Origin of the sequence: Morganella morganii H1r (assembly GCF_000633515.1) — a bacterium.
Taxonomy (GTDB): domain Bacteria; phylum Pseudomonadota; class Gammaproteobacteria; order Enterobacterales; family Enterobacteriaceae; genus Morganella; species Morganella morganii_B.
The window spans coordinates 22,425-37,733 of record NZ_AYMP01000010.1 but is presented as its reverse complement, the minus strand read 5'-3'; the positions used below and the strand labels follow the sequence as shown (position 1 = coordinate 37,733).

General features: G+C 51.8%; 16 protein-coding genes. 9 read left to right on the top strand and 7 right to left on the bottom strand.

Going from position 1 to position 15,309, the window contains the following annotated elements; genetic code table 11:
• Positions 1–13: 13 nt before the first annotated feature.
• From U868_RS0105375 to nrdG, 3 genes are all read left to right on the top strand, one after another.
• The gene (locus U868_RS0105375; protein WP_025152393.1) at positions 14–1,213 is read left to right on the top strand and encodes an MFS transporter; all 1,200 of its coding nucleotides are present in this window, start codon (positions 14–16) and stop codon (positions 1,211–1,213) included.
• A 217-nt stretch (positions 1,214–1,430) separates the two neighbouring features.
• Entirely contained in the window at positions 1,431–3,617 is a 2,187-nt protein-coding gene (nrdD, locus tag U868_RS0105370; RefSeq protein ID WP_051583027.1) for an anaerobic ribonucleoside-triphosphate reductase, read from the top strand.
• A 3-nt stretch (positions 3,618–3,620) separates the two neighbouring features.
• On the top strand, positions 3,621–4,088 hold the full coding sequence (nrdG, locus tag U868_RS0105365; RefSeq protein ID WP_025152391.1) for an anaerobic ribonucleoside-triphosphate reductase-activating protein: 468 nt from the start codon (positions 3,621–3,623) through the stop codon (positions 4,086–4,088).
• On the opposite strand, the gene U868_RS0105360 is transcribed toward nrdG, so the two are convergent.
• Both U868_RS0105360 and U868_RS0105355 read right to left on the bottom strand, forming a co-directional pair.
• A complete protein-coding gene (locus U868_RS0105360) occupies positions 4,069–4,524 on the bottom strand; it encodes a YhbP family protein (protein WP_025152390.1) in 456 nt (151 codons plus the stop codon). The two genes, nrdG and U868_RS0105360, sit on opposite strands and share 20 nt — an antisense overlap.
• 104 nt (positions 4,525–4,628) lie before the next feature.
• Entirely contained in the window at positions 4,629–4,880 is a 252-nt protein-coding gene (locus tag U868_RS0105355) for a YdgH/BhsA/McbA-like domain containing protein (protein WP_025152389.1), read from the bottom strand.
• A gap of 274 nt (positions 4,881–5,154) precedes the next feature.
• Here U868_RS0105355 and U868_RS0105350 point away from each other — a divergent pair, with 274 nt between their 5' ends.
• Positions 5,155–5,475, top strand: coding sequence for a GIY-YIG nuclease family protein (locus tag U868_RS0105350; protein ID WP_025152388.1), 321 nt, complete (start codon positions 5,155–5,157; stop codon positions 5,473–5,475).
• On the opposite strand, the gene U868_RS0105345 is transcribed toward U868_RS0105350, so the two are convergent.
• Both U868_RS0105345 and ubiT read right to left on the bottom strand, forming a co-directional pair.
• Positions 5,454–5,960: a GNAT family N-acetyltransferase gene (locus U868_RS0105345; protein WP_004241403.1), complete on the bottom strand. Its 507-nt coding sequence runs from the start codon at positions 5,958–5,960 to the stop codon at positions 5,454–5,456. The two genes, U868_RS0105350 and U868_RS0105345, sit on opposite strands and share 22 nt — an antisense overlap.
• On the bottom strand, positions 5,954–6,475 hold the full coding sequence (gene ubiT, locus U868_RS0105340; RefSeq protein ID WP_025152387.1) for a ubiquinone anaerobic biosynthesis accessory factor UbiT: 522 nt from the start codon (positions 6,473–6,475) through the stop codon (positions 5,954–5,956). Before ubiT ends, U868_RS0105345 begins: the two co-directional genes overlap by 7 nt.
• Before the next feature lie 263 nt (positions 6,476–6,738).
• On the opposite strand from ubiT, the gene ubiU reads away from it, so the two are divergent.
• The 3 genes from ubiU to U868_RS26140 all read left to right on the top strand — a co-directional run bounded on the left by ubiU (position 6,739) and on the right by U868_RS26140 (position 9,167).
• Positions 6,739–7,734, top strand: a complete 996-nt coding sequence (gene ubiU, locus U868_RS0105335) for a ubiquinone anaerobic biosynthesis protein UbiU (protein ID WP_025152386.1) — start codon at positions 6,739–6,741, stop codon at positions 7,732–7,734.
• Between the two features lie 14 nt (positions 7,735–7,748).
• Positions 7,749–8,627: a U32 family peptidase gene (locus tag U868_RS0105330; RefSeq protein ID WP_025152385.1), complete on the top strand. Its 879-nt coding sequence runs from the start codon at positions 7,749–7,751 to the stop codon at positions 8,625–8,627.
• 408 nt (positions 8,628–9,035) lie between these two features.
• Positions 9,036–9,167, top strand: coding sequence for a hypothetical protein (locus tag U868_RS26140; protein ID WP_260242126.1), 132 nt, complete (start codon positions 9,036–9,038; stop codon positions 9,165–9,167).
• A gap of 138 nt (positions 9,168–9,305) precedes the next feature.
• Here the strand turns inward: U868_RS26140 and U868_RS0105320 are convergent, their stop codons facing one another.
• The 3 genes from U868_RS0105320 to U868_RS0105310 are packed head-to-tail and all read right to left on the bottom strand — an operon-like array spanning position 9,306 to position 12,585.
• Positions 9,306–10,472, bottom strand: coding sequence for an ABC transporter permease (locus U868_RS0105320; RefSeq protein ID WP_025152384.1), 1,167 nt, complete (start codon positions 10,470–10,472; stop codon positions 9,306–9,308).
• The gene (locus U868_RS0105315; protein WP_025152383.1) at positions 10,469–11,614 is read right to left on the bottom strand and encodes an ABC transporter permease; all 1,146 of its coding nucleotides are present in this window, start codon (positions 11,612–11,614) and stop codon (positions 10,469–10,471) included. Before U868_RS0105315 ends, U868_RS0105320 begins: the two co-directional genes overlap by 4 nt.
• Entirely contained in the window at positions 11,614–12,585 is a 972-nt protein-coding gene (locus U868_RS0105310) for an HlyD family secretion protein (RefSeq protein WP_025152382.1), read from the bottom strand. The genes U868_RS0105315 and U868_RS0105310 overlap by 1 nt, the downstream gene beginning before the upstream one ends.
• A gap of 261 nt (positions 12,586–12,846) precedes the next feature.
• On the opposite strand from U868_RS0105310, the gene U868_RS0105305 reads away from it, so the two are divergent.
• Both U868_RS0105305 and btsR read left to right on the top strand, forming a co-directional pair.
• Entirely contained in the window at positions 12,847–14,556 is a 1,710-nt protein-coding gene (locus tag U868_RS0105305; protein WP_025152381.1) for a sensor histidine kinase, read from the top strand.
• 18 nt (positions 14,557–14,574) lie between these two features.
• A complete protein-coding gene (gene btsR, locus U868_RS0105300) occupies positions 14,575–15,288 on the top strand; it encodes a two-component system response regulator BtsR (protein WP_025152380.1) in 714 nt (237 codons plus the stop codon).
• Positions 15,289–15,309 lie beyond the last annotated feature (21 nt).

Here is a 15,309-nt window from a genome sequence, read left to right as displayed (position 1 = left end):
CTGTGAGGTTGTTATGTTCAGCTCTTATCGCGTCATCTTTCAGCATCCCGGCACCAAAGCCTTTTCAGGTGCGGGATTTATCGCGCGGATGACCGTCTCCATGATGGGGATTGGGATCATTACCATGATTGCCCAATTGCGTGATTCTTTCTTTATGGCCGGGGTAACTGCGGCTGTTTATACCTTTTCGGCGGCATTCTGCGCCCCGCTGATCGCCCGGCTGGTGGATCGCTACGGACAGAGCCGGATCCTGCCGAAAACACTGGTGATCAGTGTTCCCGCGACTGCCGCCCTGCTGTTATGTACGGTGTATGATGCCCCTGACTGGGCAATCTGGCTGTCTGCTGTTTTTGTCGGGGCGATCCCGAGCATGCCCGCCATGATCCGTGCCCGCTGGACACATATCTATAAAGGTGATCCGCGTTTACAGACCGCCTACTCTTTTGAGTCGGTGCTGGATGAAATCAGCTTTATTATCGGGCCGCCGCTGTCAGTCACGCTCTGTATCGCCCTGTTTCCGCAGGCCGGTCCGCTGGCGGCAATTATTTTTCTGATCATCGGGACCGCGCTGGTGGTTTGTCAGAAACGGACTGAGCCGCCGGTGCACAAACGTGACGGGCTGGCAAAAGGCACCGTGCTGCGTCTGCCTGCGATTCAGCTGCTGATGGTGGTGCTGCTCGCACTCGGGGTGATTGTCGGGACGGTGGATGTGCTGGCTGTTGCTTTCGCCAATGCACAGGGGTATCCGGAGGGTGCCAGCTACGTTCTGTCTGTCTATGCCGCCGGTTCCTGTATCGCCGGGTTTATCTTCGGTGCTATCCGGCTGCCGTTCAGCTATACAAAACAGTTCGTCTTCACTGCCGCCGCCACACTGCTGACCACCCTGCCGCTGCTGCTGGTCACTAACCTGACCGGTCTGGGGCTGACCATGTTTGTCGCCGGTTTCTTCTTCTCACCGACCATGATCCTCGCTATCGGTTTTGTCGAGCGTGAAGCGCCGCCTAATATGCTGACAGAAGGCTTTACCTGGCTTATTACCGGGCTGGCGGTCGGTGTGGCACTCGGCTCTGCCGGTGTCGGTATGATCATTGATACTTACGGCATTGATGCCGGGTTCCTGCTGGCTATCGCTGCAGGGGTCTGTGTACTGCTCACCGCCTGCATCGGTTATGTTTTCGTCTTCAAAGAGGATAAAAACAGCACTGATAAGTGACAGAAATAACTTTTACTATAATTTTCAGCAATCAAACCGCACATTTTTACACTTAACCGGAGTGTGCGGTTTGCCTGATGTCGCCAGAATTCTTTGACTTACATCAATTTCTATCGCCTTATTCCGGAGGAAATCTATATCTAGTGCTATATAATACAAAGCACACTAGATATAGTATTTATTCACAGTGTTATCCACAACACCATCAACCCGCATGATGACAGGTTTTGTCCTGTGGATAACCAAACTGCCGGAGAGAAGCAAAGTGCACACTATCGTGATTAAGCGTGATGGATGTCAGGTAAATTTTGATGAATCACGCATCCGGGATGCCATTAAAAGAGCCGCCAAAGCCGCACGTGTTAATGATGATGACTACTGCTCTCAGGTTGCCTCCCGGGTAGCCTCCCTGCTGGGTGACCGGAAAAAGGTGGATATCGGTGAGATCCAGGATGCCGTAGAAAACCAGTTAATGTCAGGTGATTACAAAGAGTTAGCAAGAACTTACATCGAATATCGTCATGATCGTGACGTGGCGCGTGAACTGCGCGGCCGTCTGAATAACGAGATCCGCGGGCTGGTTGAACAGAGTGATATGTCCATTCTCAACGAGAATGCGAATAAAGACAGCAAGGTGATCCCGACACAGCGTGACCTGCTGGCAGGTATCGTTGCCAAGCACTACGCAAAACAGCACATTTTACCGCGTGATGTTGTTATTTCGCACGAACGCGGCGAAATTCACTATCACGATCTGGACTACGCCCCGTTCTTCCCGATGTTTAACTGTATGCTGATCGATTTAAAAGGCATGCTGACTCATGGCTTTAAAATGGGTAACGCCGAGATAGAACAGCCTAAGTCCATCTCTACCGCAACGGCGGTAACAGCACAGATTATTGCTCAGGTGGCCAGCCATATTTACGGCGGCACCACTATTAACCGTATCGACGAAATTCTCGCGCCCTTTGTCACCGCCAGCTATAACAAACATCTGAAAACCGCAAAAGAGTGGCAGATCCCGGATGCGGAAGGTTATGCCAACGCCCGCACAGAAAAAGAGTGCTACGACGCTTTCCAGTCACTGGAATACGAAGTCAACACACTGCACACCGCCAACGGGCAGACCCCGTTTGTCACCTTCGGTTTCGGGCTGGGCACATCAAAAGAATCCCGCATGATCCAGCAGGCGATTTTACGTAACCGTATCGCCGGTCTGGGTAAAAACCACAAAACAGCGGTCTTCCCGAAACTGGTTTTCGCCATTAAAAAAGGCCTGAACCACCAGTATGGTGATCCGAACTACGACATCAAACAACTTGCATTAGAGTGCGCCAGCAAACGGATGTACCCGGATATCCTGAACTACGACCAGGTGGTGAAAGTGACCGGTTCCTTTAAAACCCCGATGGGCTGCCGCAGCTTCCTCGGTGTCTATGAAGAGAACGGTGAAATGATCCACGACGGGCGCAACAACCTCGGGGTTATCAGCCTGAACCTGCCGCGTATTGCCATTGAATCACAAGGCAGCGAAGCGGATTTCTGGTCACTGCTGGATGAGCGTCTGGTGCTTGCCAAAAAAGCTCTGATGACCCGTATCGCACGGCTGGAAAATGTCAAAGCCCGTGTTGCGCCAATCCTGTATATGGAAGGTGCCTGCGGCGTGCGCCTGAAAGCGGATGATTCTGTCACCGAAATCTTTAAAAACGGCCGCGCCTCGATTTCACTGGGTTACATCGGTATCCATGAAACCATCAATGCTCTGACCGGCACTGAAACGCACATGTATGACGACGAACAGCGCCGCGCCCTGGGTGTCGCCATCGTGGAACGTCTGCGCCGAGCAACGGACGAATGGAAAGCCGAAACCGGCTATGGTTTCAGCCTCTACAGCACCCCGAGTGAAAACCTGTGCGACCGCTTCTGCCGCCTGGATACCGCTGAGTTCGGGATTATCCCGGGTGTGACAGACAAAGGTTACTACACCAACAGCTTCCATCTCGATGTGGAGAAGAAGGTTAATCCGTACGACAAACTGGATTTCGAAGCACCGTATCCGCCGCTGGCGAACGGCGGTTTCATCTGCTACGGCGAATACCCGAACCTCCAGCACAACCTGAAAGCGCTGGAAGATGTCTGGGATTACAGCTACGACCGCGTTCCGTACTACGGAACCAACACGCCGATTGATGAGTGTTATGAATGCGGATTTGCCGGTGAGTTTAACTGCACCAGTAAAGGCTTTGTCTGCCCGAAATGCGGTAATCACGATGCTTCCCGCGTCTCTGTCATCCGCCGTGTGTGCGGTTACCTCGGCAGCCCTGATGCGCGTCCGTTTAATGCCGGTAAACAGGAAGAAGTGAAGCGCCGCGTTAAACACCTGAATAACGGACAATTAGGCTGAGTTGTGAATTATCATCAGTATTATCCCGTTGACGTGGTCAACGGGCCCGGTACACGATGCACCCTGTTTGTCTCCGGTTGTGTGCATCAGTGCCGCGGCTGTTATAACCAGAGCACCTGGCGCACTGATTCCGGTGTGCCGTACACCCGTGAACTGGAAGACACGATTATCGCCGACCTCTGTGACACCCGCGTGAAACGTCAGGGGATCACACTGTCCGGCGGTGATCCGCTGCATCCGCACAATGTGCCGGAGATTCTGGCACTGGTGCAGCGCATCCGCCGCGAGTGCCCGCCGGAAAAAGATATCTGGATGTGGACAGGGTATAAACTGGATGAGCTGAATGATGCCCAGCGGGAAGTCATTGAGCATATCAATGTGTTAGTCGACGGGAAATTTGTGCAGGATCTGCACGACCCGATGCTGATCTGGCGCGGCAGCAGTAACCAGGTTATTCACTATCTGCGCTGAAACCCGCGCTGAACCGGGACCAGTGCAGTTTCTTTCCGAATCCCAGCGTATTATTCACCATCTTTATCTCATCCAGCCGCAGCCCCCGCAACGGGGTTTTTGCGGCAACAGCCACCGGAAAACGGCGGCAGTAACGGGCTCTCGCCTGTTTTTCCTCTTCCGCAGACAACGTTGTCACCTCGCCTCTGAACTGGATACCGCGGATTTTTGCCACAGTCACCGTCTGGGCGGAAATGGTTCCCGCCACCAGCGGATTCTGCTGCATCAGGGTGCCGTGCCGGGTATGCGGTTCAGTCAGGAAATAAAGTATCATCGTTTCCGGATCTGCAACATAAAAGCAGGAAGCGCACCACAGGTCATCACCGGCGGAGGCACACAGCGTAAAGACATGATTTTTCTTCAGATAAGACAGGATTGAATCGTGCGGTAATTCCATACAGTACCCCCCAATAAAACCACACCGGCTGATAGAGTATATCATCCGGTGCTGGTTCAGACAGTCCCGTCAGACGGGCTGTATTGTATGGCAAATCTCAGGGATTATTTATACAGTTCTGCAGTACCACCCATCAGGTTTTCACCACCTGCGGAGATGATACGGAAAGAAGTTGCGCCAGCTTCATCAGCTTTTTTGGATAAGGCAGCGGTCACATCAGCCAGGGTATCAACATCGCTGACAGAGACAACACCGACAGGTGCCTGTGTGCTATGTTGTACTTCTGTAGCAGCCATTGAACCAAATGAAACGGCACTTAAAGCTAAAATTGCAGGGATTACTGTTGAAATTTTCATAATATGATTCCTTAGAATAAATGTAATATCATGAGACGTTTTTGTCTCTCTCTGTGATGTGAGTCATATTATGCTCCTCCGGCAAAAAAGAAAATTAGCTATTTCTGCTGTAGTTATTCAATAAAATTGATGATGTGGGTTTTAATAAATCCGTGAAAAGAATTACCATAGTGAATACCACTGATTAATTAGTTAGTTGCGTGACTATTCCGCGACGAAAACCACCAAAATATTCGCCTTTCATATAAATGATAAAACGCACGATTACACAAAAATGAACAACAACACAGACATAAACACGTGGTTTCTTTACATAATCAGGACAGAATCCGGATATCTTTACACAGGGATCACCCGTGATGTCGCACAACGTGTGGCGACACATCAGTCCGGAAAGGGAGCAAAATACCTGCGGGGGAAGAGCGGGCTGCATGTCGTGTATCAGGCCGCGATGGCGGATCGCTCAACCGCATCAAAAGAAGAATACCGGGTCAAACAGCTGACAAAGAAGAAAAAAGAAAGGCTGGTCAGTGACCAGCCTTCCGATTTGACGACATACCTTAACGGTGGCGATTATTCACAGCTGTCAAAATGATGTGAGAAATTAACCAGTCCGTGATAACGGTCTGCGGCATCATTTTCCAGCGGGTAGATAAGAAAATACGGTGCGGTATCCGGCCATTTGCAGTGCAGATCAAACTCTGCTGCCGGTTTAAACCCCCACTTACCGTAGATCTCAGGATCACCCAGCACCACAACCGCGCCGTAACCGAACTCATTGAGGCTGTCCAGCCCCTCATAAACCATCTGCTTCGCAATGCCCTGACCACGGTAAGCCTCAGCCACTGCCAGCGGTGCCAGGCCGACCCACTGGCAATCCTCGCCTTCCACGTCCACCGGTGTGAAACCGGCGTAACCGACCACCTGCCCTTCATCATCAGTAGCAACCACACCCAGGGTCAGCAAACCATCTTCCCGCAGGGCATGCAGGAGATCGGCTTCATTGTCACGCCCGAACGCGCTGCGCAGCAGTGCATCGATACCGGCGGCATCAACCGGAATTTCTGTACGGATCAGCATGAGGTCACCACTGCCGGTGATTCAGCCCCGTCTTCCGCCAGCCCGGCCTGAATAAAGTCAGCCAGCTGCATTAATGCGCTGCGCAGCAGCGGCGGCATACCGTCGAGGTCAATCGAGTCCATCAGGTTTTTGACATACAGACCCAGTTCAGTATCTCCCTCAATGCGCAGACGGCGCTGAAAGAACAGAGTATCCGGGTCTTCCTTGCGGGCAGCGATCAGTACCAAATCATTAGCATTACCGCTGAAGCTGACGTCTTCCTGTTCATCCGCACTGACCACCAGACGGCCGTCGCGGTTACTGATATACCAGTGAAGCGCCAGGTCACGGACTTCCACTTTCAGCCATTTATTTTCCAGAAAATCGAGATCACCTTCTGTCAGCGCCTCTTCAAACTGACGCGCCAGAACCTGCTGAAGAACCTGTTTTTGCAGGGTAAACGGCGTTAATTTCAGCGGAAACCGCAATAACGCCGGCCCGTTGTGTACGAGCGAGGAACGAATTTTGGCAAACACCGTACTGACTCCTTAATCTGAATTACTGCGCCATTGTGCCAGAATCTGCGGAAATAACTCAGGATTCCGGTCAATTTTTCGTGTCATTGTTTCTATTATATACCCGATTTTCTTCCTGCCGCAGAGAACATCCCGCTTTTATATCCGCAAACCGGGTGATTTTTTGTGGTAAATGTTCACTAACCTGCCTCAGGTCAATACCTTTTTTAGCCTGCCATTTACAATTTCCGATCATTTTTATTATTCAGTCTGAGAGTCTCACCATGGAACTATTGTGTCCTGCCGGTAATTTACCCGCACTGAAAGCCGCCATTGATAACGGCGCGGATGCGGTTTATATCGGCCTGAAAGATGATACTAATGCCCGTCACTTCGCCGGTCTGAATTTTACTGAAAAGAAACTTACCGAGGCGGTGGATTATGTTCACCGCCACCGGCGTCACCTGCATATTGCGATTAACACCTTTGCCCATCCGGACGGTTTCAGCCGCTGGCAGCGGGCGGTGGATATGGCCGCACAACTGGGGGCAGATGCCCTGATCCTCGCGGATATCGCCATGCTGGAATATGCTGCGGAGCGCTATCCGCACATTGAGCGTCATGTCTCTGTGCAGGCATCGGCTACCAATACCGAAGCTATCCGTTTCTATCAGCGCAACTTTGATGTGCACCGTATCGTGCTGCCGCGTGTGCTCTCAATCCATCAGGTAAAACAGCTGGCACGCACCAGTCCGGTGCCGCTGGAAGTCTTCGCTTTCGGCAGCCTGTGCATTATGGCGGAAGGCCGCTGCTACCTCTCCTCCTATCTGACCGGGGAATCCCCGAATACCGTCGGTGCCTGCTCTCCGGCACGGTTTGTCCGCTGGCAGGAGACCGCGCAGGGGCTGGAATCACGCCTGAATGATGTGCTGATTGACCGCTACGGTGCGGATGAGAATGCCGGTTATCCGACACTCTGCAAAGGCCGTTACTGCGTGGACAGCAAGCCTTACCATGCCCTGGAAGAACCGACCAGCCTTAACACCCTGGAATTACTGCCGGAACTGATGGCGGCGAATATCGCCTCAGTGAAAATTGAAGGCCGCCAGCGCAGCCCGGCCTATGTGACTGATGTGGCGAAAGTATGGCGTCAGGCAATTGACCGCTGCAAGGCTGATCCGGACAACTATGCACCGGATGCCGCGTGGATGCAGACTCTCGGTGGTATGTCAGAAGGACGCCAGACCACACTCGGTGCCTATCACCGCAAATGGCAGTAACGGAGAGAAAAACGATGCAATTTTCATTAGGTTCAGTCCTCTATTACTGGCCGAAAGCGACACTGGAACAGTTTTATCAGCAGGCAATGCAAAGCAGTGCGGATATTATCTACCTCGGCGAAACCGTGTGCAGCAAGCGCCGGGAAATGAAACCCGATGACTGGATAAATCTCGCTAAAACCGTTGCCGGAAGCGGCAAACAGGTGGTTATCTCCACGCTGGCGCTGTTACAGGCGCCGTCTGAGCTGAAAGAGATCGCCAAACTGGTCGATAACGGCGAATTTATGATCGAAGCCCATGATTTCGGTGTGATTAATATGCTGTACGAGCGCGGGCTGCCGTTTGTCGCCGGACACGGCCTGAACTGCTATAACGCCCCGGCGCTGAAAATCCTGCAAAAACAGGGGATGACACGCTGGTGTATGCCGGTGGAGCTGTCCCGTGACTGGCTGGTGAATCTGCTGAAGCAATGTGAAGAGCTGGGGATCCGCGACAAATTTGAAGTGGAAGTGATGAGCTACGGCCACCTGCCGCTGGCCTACTCCGCCCGCTGCTTCACCGCCCGTTCGGAAAACCGCGCCAAAGATGACTGCGAAACCTGCTGTATCAGCTATCCGCAGGGGCGCAAAGTCCTCTCACAAGAAAATCAGCAGGTCTTTGTCCTTAACGGGATCCAGACCCAGAGCGGTTACTGCTATAACCTCGGTAATGATCTGCGTTCCATGCAGGGATTGGTGGATATTGTGCGCATTTCCCCGGATGCGCCGGATGATCTGGCCGTCATTGACCATTTCCGTCAGAATGAAACCGGCGCACAGCCGCTGGATCTGGCACAGGCACAAAACTGCAACGGTTACTGGCGCAAAGTGGCGGGGCTGGAACTGGTGGAGTGATATAGCATTCATCCCGTAATGACAGTGAAGAACACATTATTCACTGTCATTTTCATTTCCCGAACCGGTCGTTAAACCGCTTATAACTGACCCTTCTTGTCATCCTTGAATTACAATGGGGACAAAGATGTTCTTTTTTACCCTCTATCGTCCATGTATGGTATTTCTTTTTAAAACCTTGTCCACATACACCACAGCGCCTTGGTTTAAAAATCGTATTAAGAACAGCAAGAAAGATAATAATACCAATCACCCATTCCATAAATATTCCCCTGAAATACCTGAAACTGAAAATTTAACTTTAATAAAAAAAATAATGTATTAAAGTGTCCTGAGTACCAATAACGCTTAAATTATATTTAAGCTATCGATGTTGTGATTAATTTATCAGTAAACACAGGAGCTATAATGGAAATCAAACCAGGACCAAAACCTGTTACAGACACAACAGGAAAAGAAGACAGAAGACAGCGTGTTACCCCTGAAAATAAGGGAAAACACCCAGACCTTAAACCACATAAACATAAGAAAGGTGATTAATATCTGCCTGTCATTGATTAAACCATCAATGGATAATGTTTATTATTATAAATAAATCATAACGTTAAAATTTATTTATAAAAAAGGGCGAACTCTTATCGTTTCGCCCGTTTGTTTATTATTTTTACCTGCTTTGTATCATACTGATTTCTGACGCTTTCGCCGGAACATCCGGCGCAGGGAATGTGTGATACGCCGTAATTCCCCGTCACGTAACATACCGATAAAGACGCCGAGCAGCGTATAAATAATCCCGAGCACCAGCATCATAATAATATCGTTCTGCACACTGCTGAACGGTAAATCCATCTGGTTGATACCGGCAATCGCCTTGGTCGCCCAGGTGGACGGCAGCGCGGAAGCAATAAATCGCACCCAGTCCGGCATGGCCTGTAACGGCCAGATAGTGCCTGACATATAAAAGACCGGAGTGGTCACAAACGCCAGCGTCAGGTAAATCATCTCCACACTGCGCAGGCATTCGGTAACCAGTTTTCCCAGCCCCAGAACCCCCAGCAGGAACGGGAATGTCAGCAGCCATAATTCATACATCGGCGCTTCCTGACGGTACCCCAGTACCCACGGCCACAGCGCAAAGAAGACCGTCGAGAGAAACAGCCAGATAGGCAGCAGCGCACTCAGCGCCCCCAGGTAGACCGCCAGCGGCGGTTTCCCTTTCGGTGTGCTGCGCACCGCGATACTGACACGGACACAGGCTATCAGCAGTGTGTGCTGCAACAGCATCACCAGCAGTCCCGGCAGCGCAATGGCGGCAAAACTGACGCCCGGGTTATACATCCCGACCGTTTCCGACTGAATCGGCGCAATCAGTATTGATGCCTGCTCCGGTGTATAACCGTTTGCTGTCAGGATTTTGGTATTGTAATCCGCCAGGATCTGCTGATATGCCTTACTCAGTTCCTGCTGAATTTGCCCGCTGGCGATACGGTTGGTGCCGTCACCAAAGACCGGTACCGTGATATTTTTGCCCTGTAAGAGATTGCGCTCAAAATTCTGCGGAACAATGATGATCGCAAACAGATCACGCATGATCATATCCTGCCGGGCCGTGGCCAGGTTGTCATAACTGTGCAGTTCGACTTTTGCGGTGGCATCCAGCTCCCGCACCAGAGAACGGCTGGCCACCGTATTATCCTGATCCACCACCGCAACCGGTAAATCCCACAGGACCGGATGCACATAGACCAGGCTCATGACACACAGCGAGATAATCAGCAGCATCCACATCGGTTTTTCCAGCATACCGAGCAGTACTTTCAGGAAGGTCTGGAAATAGAGTTTCATACCGCGCCTCCTCTCTGCAATGCCAGCCGTTTCGGCAGGCGGTTACGGATCAGGAAAGTGGCTCCCACCGGATAGAGCAGCAATAACGCGCAGACATACAGGATATGCTGCAGCGAGACTTCCCGCAGGAAGATATCAAACATGGCGTTCAGTGCATGTGTCAGCGGCTCGATGTTCGCGATAATCCGTGCCGGCAGAATCATAGACAGTTCCGGCACGGTCATCCCGGAAAAGGCCATTGCCATACTCACCAGCATCCCGATCATACTGTAAGCCATCATCGGATCACGGGTGAATGTGTAGAGGAGCAGACCGATACTCTGGGCAGCCATCACATAAAAGAAACCGACCATCAGCATATAAACCGGATTCCCGGTCACTTTCGCCTCAAACACGGTAACCAGGACAGCGAGTTCGATCATCAGCAGTACCGTGAAAAACAGCGTATAAGGTGCCAGCTTGCCCAGTACACCGCTGAACAGCGGTTTAATGGAGTGCAGCATGGTGCTGCGTGACATGGTGTAAATGGTGCAGGTCACCACAAATAACTGAAGCATATGGATTGTTGCGGCAAACTGCTGATAATAAATATAACTGCCGCTGGCGTTAAACAGGGTGTCATAGGACATCGTCACCTGTGCCAGTTTCGGGACGTTTTTCCCCATTTCAGAGGCGAGGACAGACCGGTACTGGCCGTTCAGTTCGGCAATCAGTCCGCTGAAGTCCTGAGTGGCGTAGCTGCCGGAAGCATAAAACAGGGCATTAAAAAACATCCGGGTTGTCGGTTGTTTACCGGACAGCACATCACTTTCAAAACGCGGCGGGATCACCAGAATGGCGTAATCTTGCGCACTCCCCATGCGCTCAAGCGCAACATCTTTATCATCCTGCGGCGTGATACTGGCATGTGATGCCGCATTCAGGTTACGTACCAGGGTGCGTGAGAGCGGGCTGTGGTCATAATCAATGGCGGAAACCGGTAAGTCCAGTAATGTGCCTTCCGAGAAGTTGGCACTGACCAGTGCAAACAACATCAGCGGAAACAGCCAGCTCAGCCAGTGAAACACCGGACTGCGCACCGCCATCCGGGTTTCCTGTGAGAATGCGTTGCGGAAACCGCGCCATATTGCCGGAAATCTCATTACTTATCCCGGCGCCACAGCGCACTCATACCGGGTCTTAATCCGTCGACCGGCTGTACCGGATAGAGACGAACCTCAAAGGTCTTCAGATCAAAATCCCCGGTGGCGCGGGTGGCGCGTTTGGTGGCGTAATCCCCCATAGGTGCGATATAGCGGACTTCAGCCTCAATTTCCTGATTTTTCAGTGCCGGTACCGTCAGGGTGATTTTGTCGCCTTTTTTCACATCCGCGAGAATGTCCTCACGCAGGTTATAGACAAAATACGCTTCCGGCAGGCGGATAATCGTCACCAGCGGGCTGCCTGCATTAAACAGTTCACCGATTTCAGCCGGAATCGGCCCGATTTCACCGGTCACCGGTGCGGTCACGGTCAGCTCGTCCTGCTGGACTTTTAACTCCGCCAGTTTCTGTTCTGCCTGACGCAGTGCCGCTTCGTAACGCTGGCGCTGCTCGGTGCGGTCACCGTTTTTCGCCTGGTCAAGTTGTGCTTTGGCGGCCAGTACGCCCTGCTGCGCCACATCACGGGCGCGGCGGGACTGATCAAGCTCGGTTTTTGATACATAGCCTTTTCCGGCCATGCTGCTCATACGCTGAAAATCACGTTGTGCATTCGCCAGTTCAGCCTGAGACTTCGCCAGCTGTGCCGCATAGTTACGTACGCTCTCTTCACGGGTACCGTTCAGAGATTCGGTTAACTGTGCCTGTGCCTGGTCGCGGGCAGCCACCAGCGAGGCGACCTGTGCTTCCAGTTCAGGGCTGGTCAGACGAATCAGCGCCTGTCCCTGTTTAACGTCGTCACCGCGCTCAATCAGACGTTCAACAACACGTCCTTTCGCTTTCGAGGAAACAATGACCTCCGGTGCATCGACTTCACCCTGCAGTAAAAGATACTGGTTGTGGGCACGAAAAAGTGCAGCCATCGCAATTAAGACCAGCATCAGCAGGATCAGATAGATTGTTCTTTTTTTCATTATTGATTTCGGCCTTAACTATCATTTGTGAAACTATTCGGAGTGGAATCATCCCGAATGAAATTGTTCTGGATAAAACGATGAAGAAGGGGAAGGTTTCAGTATTACTGATTTCTGATGAAACCGTTAAGATATTTGTGCGCCAGATCACAGCACAATACTATCAATCTTAGCGCCACGCACCTGTTGTACAACTCTTTTTAATATAAAATCTCAGATAGTTACAAATAATCTTCCCCCGGCAAGTGATCCGACAGAAAAATGTATGACTACAATCTGATTTTCCTGCTGCTTCAGCAGATGTGTGTGTATCTGGTTATCGCCTGGGTGCTCAGTAAAACGCCGCTGGTACTGCCGGTCTTACAGGTGACTGTCCGCCTGCCGCACAAGCTGATGTGCTATCTGATTTTCTCCGTTTTCTGTGTCATGGGCACCTATTTCGGGCTGAATATCAATGACTCTATCGCCAATACGCGGGCTATCGGCTCGGTACTCGGCGGTCTGCTCGGCGGGCCGTCTGTCGGGCTGCTGGTCGGTTTTACCGGCGGATTGCACCGCTATTCTCTCGGCGGGATGACGGCGTTCAGCTGTATGGTGTCCACGATTGTCGAGGGACTGATCGGCGGCCTGGTACACCGCTACTATATGAAACGCGGACAAATCAACAAACTGTTCAATCCGTGGACAGCAGCCGGTGTGACCTTTGTTGCCGAACTGGCGCAGATGGCGATTATTCTGTTACTGGCGCGACCGTTTAATGAGGCCCTGAGTCTGGTGAAAGATATTGCCGCACCCATGATTATCGCCAATACCATCGGTGCCGCCATGTTTATCCGCATCCTGCTGGACAGACGCGCTATCTTTGAAAAATACACCAGCGCCTTTTCCGCCCAGGCGCTGAAACTGGCGATCAGTACAGACGGTGTGCTGCGCCAGGGATTTAATGAGACCAACAGCCGCCAGGTGGCACAAGTGTTGTATGATGAGCTGAATGTCGCCGCCGTGGCTATCACGGATACGGAAAAACTGCTGGCCTTTATCGGTGTCGGGGCGGATCACCATCTGCCGGGTACGCCGATTGCTTCCCGTTATTCCCGGCAGGCCATTGCCCATAATGAGGTGGTCTATGCCGACGGTAACGAAACGCCGTACTGCTGTTCGATCAACCCGCACTGTAAACTCGGCTCTACGCTGGTTATCCCGCTGACCGGGGAAAATAAGCAGGTGGTCGGTACCATCAAACTGTATGAAGTGAAGAACCGCCTGTTCAGCTCCATTAACCGCACGCTGGGAGAAGGGATTGCCAGCCTGTTGTCAGCACAAATCCTGGCCGGGCAGTTTGAACGAAGTAAGCAGTCACTACTGGAAACAGAGGTGAAATTACTGCATGCCCAGGTGAATCCGCATTTCCTGTTTAATGCCCTCAATACCTTACAGGCGGTGATCCGACGGGATGCGGAACAGGCGCGGCATCTGGTGCAGAATCTTTCCACCTTTTTCCGCAAAAACCTGAAACGCCCGGGGGAGATTGCCACCCTCGCCGCCGAAATTGAGCATGTGAATGCTTACTTACAGATTGAAAAAGCCCGCTTCCGTGAACAGCTCAGTGTGGATATCGCCATTCCGGATGCGCTGAAACAGGCCAGTCTGCCGGTCTTTTCGTTACAGCCGATTGTGGAAAATGCGATAAAACATGGTACATCACAGATATTTGAGCAGGGAAAAATTACCATAACCGCACGGGCGGAGGGCAATACCCTTGTCATCCGGATCACCGATAACGCCGGACTGTATCAGCCCACCGGAATGAGTGACGGGCTGGGTATGGGACTGGTCGATAAACGTATCAAAGTCCGCTATGGTAAACAATACGGTCTCAGTGTTCACTGCGAACCGGAAGTAAAAACAACGATTATTCTGACCTTACCCTTCGACTCACCGGCAGGTGCGGCAGCACCGCCTGATAACTAAAAAAATGATAATGACACCATGAATGTTTTAATTGTTGATGATGAGCCACTGGCCCGGGAAAACCTGCGATTACTGCTCGATGCGTATCCTGACATCCATATCCTGGGTGAATGCACTAACGCCATTGATGCCATCGGTAAAATCCATCGTCTGAAACCGGACGTGGTGTTTCTGGATATTCAGATGCCCCGTGTCACCGGACTGGAGATGGTCGGTATGCTCGACCCCGGCCACCGGCCTGCGATTGTCTTTCTCACTGCTTTTGAGGAATATGCGTTACAGGCTTTTGAGGAGGATGCGTTTGATTATCTGCTCAAACCGGTGGAAAAAGAGCGCCTGGACAAAACCCTGAACCGGCTGCGCCAGGGACAGATCCGCCCGGCGGAGATCCCGGAACAGACAGAGCAGCTGCGCTATATCCCGTGCAGCGGCCACAACCGTATCTGGCTGATGCCGGTTGAGGATGTGGTCTATGTCAATTCCCGTATCAGCGGCGTGTTTGTGATGAGTGCGCACGGCCAGGAAGGGTTTACCGAGCTGACACTGCGCACTCTGGAAACCCGCACACCGCTGCTGCGCTGTCACCGGCAGTATCTGGTCAATCTGACCCGCCTGCGGGAAATCCTGCTGGGCGATAACGGCCAGGCGGAACTGATCCTGAGTAATGATGAAACCATCCCGGTCAGCCGCCGCTATCTTAAACCCCTGAAAGAGGCTCTGGGGCTGATTTAATACAAAAATCCGGACACATAA

What these genes read in the sequence shown, in the direction of transcription:
- U868_RS0105375 (WP_025152393.1), top strand. Translation starts at nt 14, where the DNA reads ATGTTCAGCTCTTATCGCGTCATCTTTCAGCATCCCGGCACCAAAGCC.
- nrdD (WP_051583027.1), top strand. Translation starts at nt 1,431, where the DNA reads ATGACAGGTTTTGTCCTGTGGATAACCAAACTGCCGGAGAGAAGCAAA.
- U868_RS0105360 (WP_025152390.1), bottom strand. Translation starts at nt 4,524, where the DNA reads ATGGAATTACCGCACGATTCAATCCTGTCTTATCTGAAGAAAAATCAT.
- U868_RS0105355 (WP_025152389.1), bottom strand. Translation starts at nt 4,880, where the DNA reads ATGAAAATTTCAACAGTAATCCCTGCAATTTTAGCTTTAAGTGCCGTT.
- U868_RS0105350 (WP_025152388.1), top strand. Translation starts at nt 5,155, where the DNA reads ATGAACAACAACACAGACATAAACACGTGGTTTCTTTACATAATCAGG.
- U868_RS0105345 (WP_004241403.1), bottom strand. Translation starts at nt 5,960, where the DNA reads ATGCTGATCCGTACAGAAATTCCGGTTGATGCCGCCGGTATCGATGCA.
- ubiU (WP_025152386.1), top strand. Translation starts at nt 6,739, where the DNA reads ATGGAACTATTGTGTCCTGCCGGTAATTTACCCGCACTGAAAGCCGCC.
- U868_RS0105330 (WP_025152385.1), top strand. Translation starts at nt 7,749, where the DNA reads ATGCAATTTTCATTAGGTTCAGTCCTCTATTACTGGCCGAAAGCGACA.
- U868_RS26140 (WP_260242126.1), top strand. Translation starts at nt 9,036, where the DNA reads ATGGAAATCAAACCAGGACCAAAACCTGTTACAGACACAACAGGAAAA.
- U868_RS0105320 (WP_025152384.1), bottom strand. Translation starts at nt 10,472, where the DNA reads ATGAAACTCTATTTCCAGACCTTCCTGAAAGTACTGCTCGGTATGCTG.
- U868_RS0105315 (WP_025152383.1), bottom strand. Translation starts at nt 11,614, where the DNA reads ATGAGATTTCCGGCAATATGGCGCGGTTTCCGCAACGCATTCTCACAG.
- U868_RS0105310 (WP_025152382.1), bottom strand. Translation starts at nt 12,585, where the DNA reads ATGAAAAAAAGAACAATCTATCTGATCCTGCTGATGCTGGTCTTAATT.
- U868_RS0105305 (WP_025152381.1), top strand. Translation starts at nt 12,847, where the DNA reads ATGTATGACTACAATCTGATTTTCCTGCTGCTTCAGCAGATGTGTGTG.
- btsR (WP_025152380.1), top strand. Translation starts at nt 14,575, where the DNA reads ATGAATGTTTTAATTGTTGATGATGAGCCACTGGCCCGGGAAAACCTG.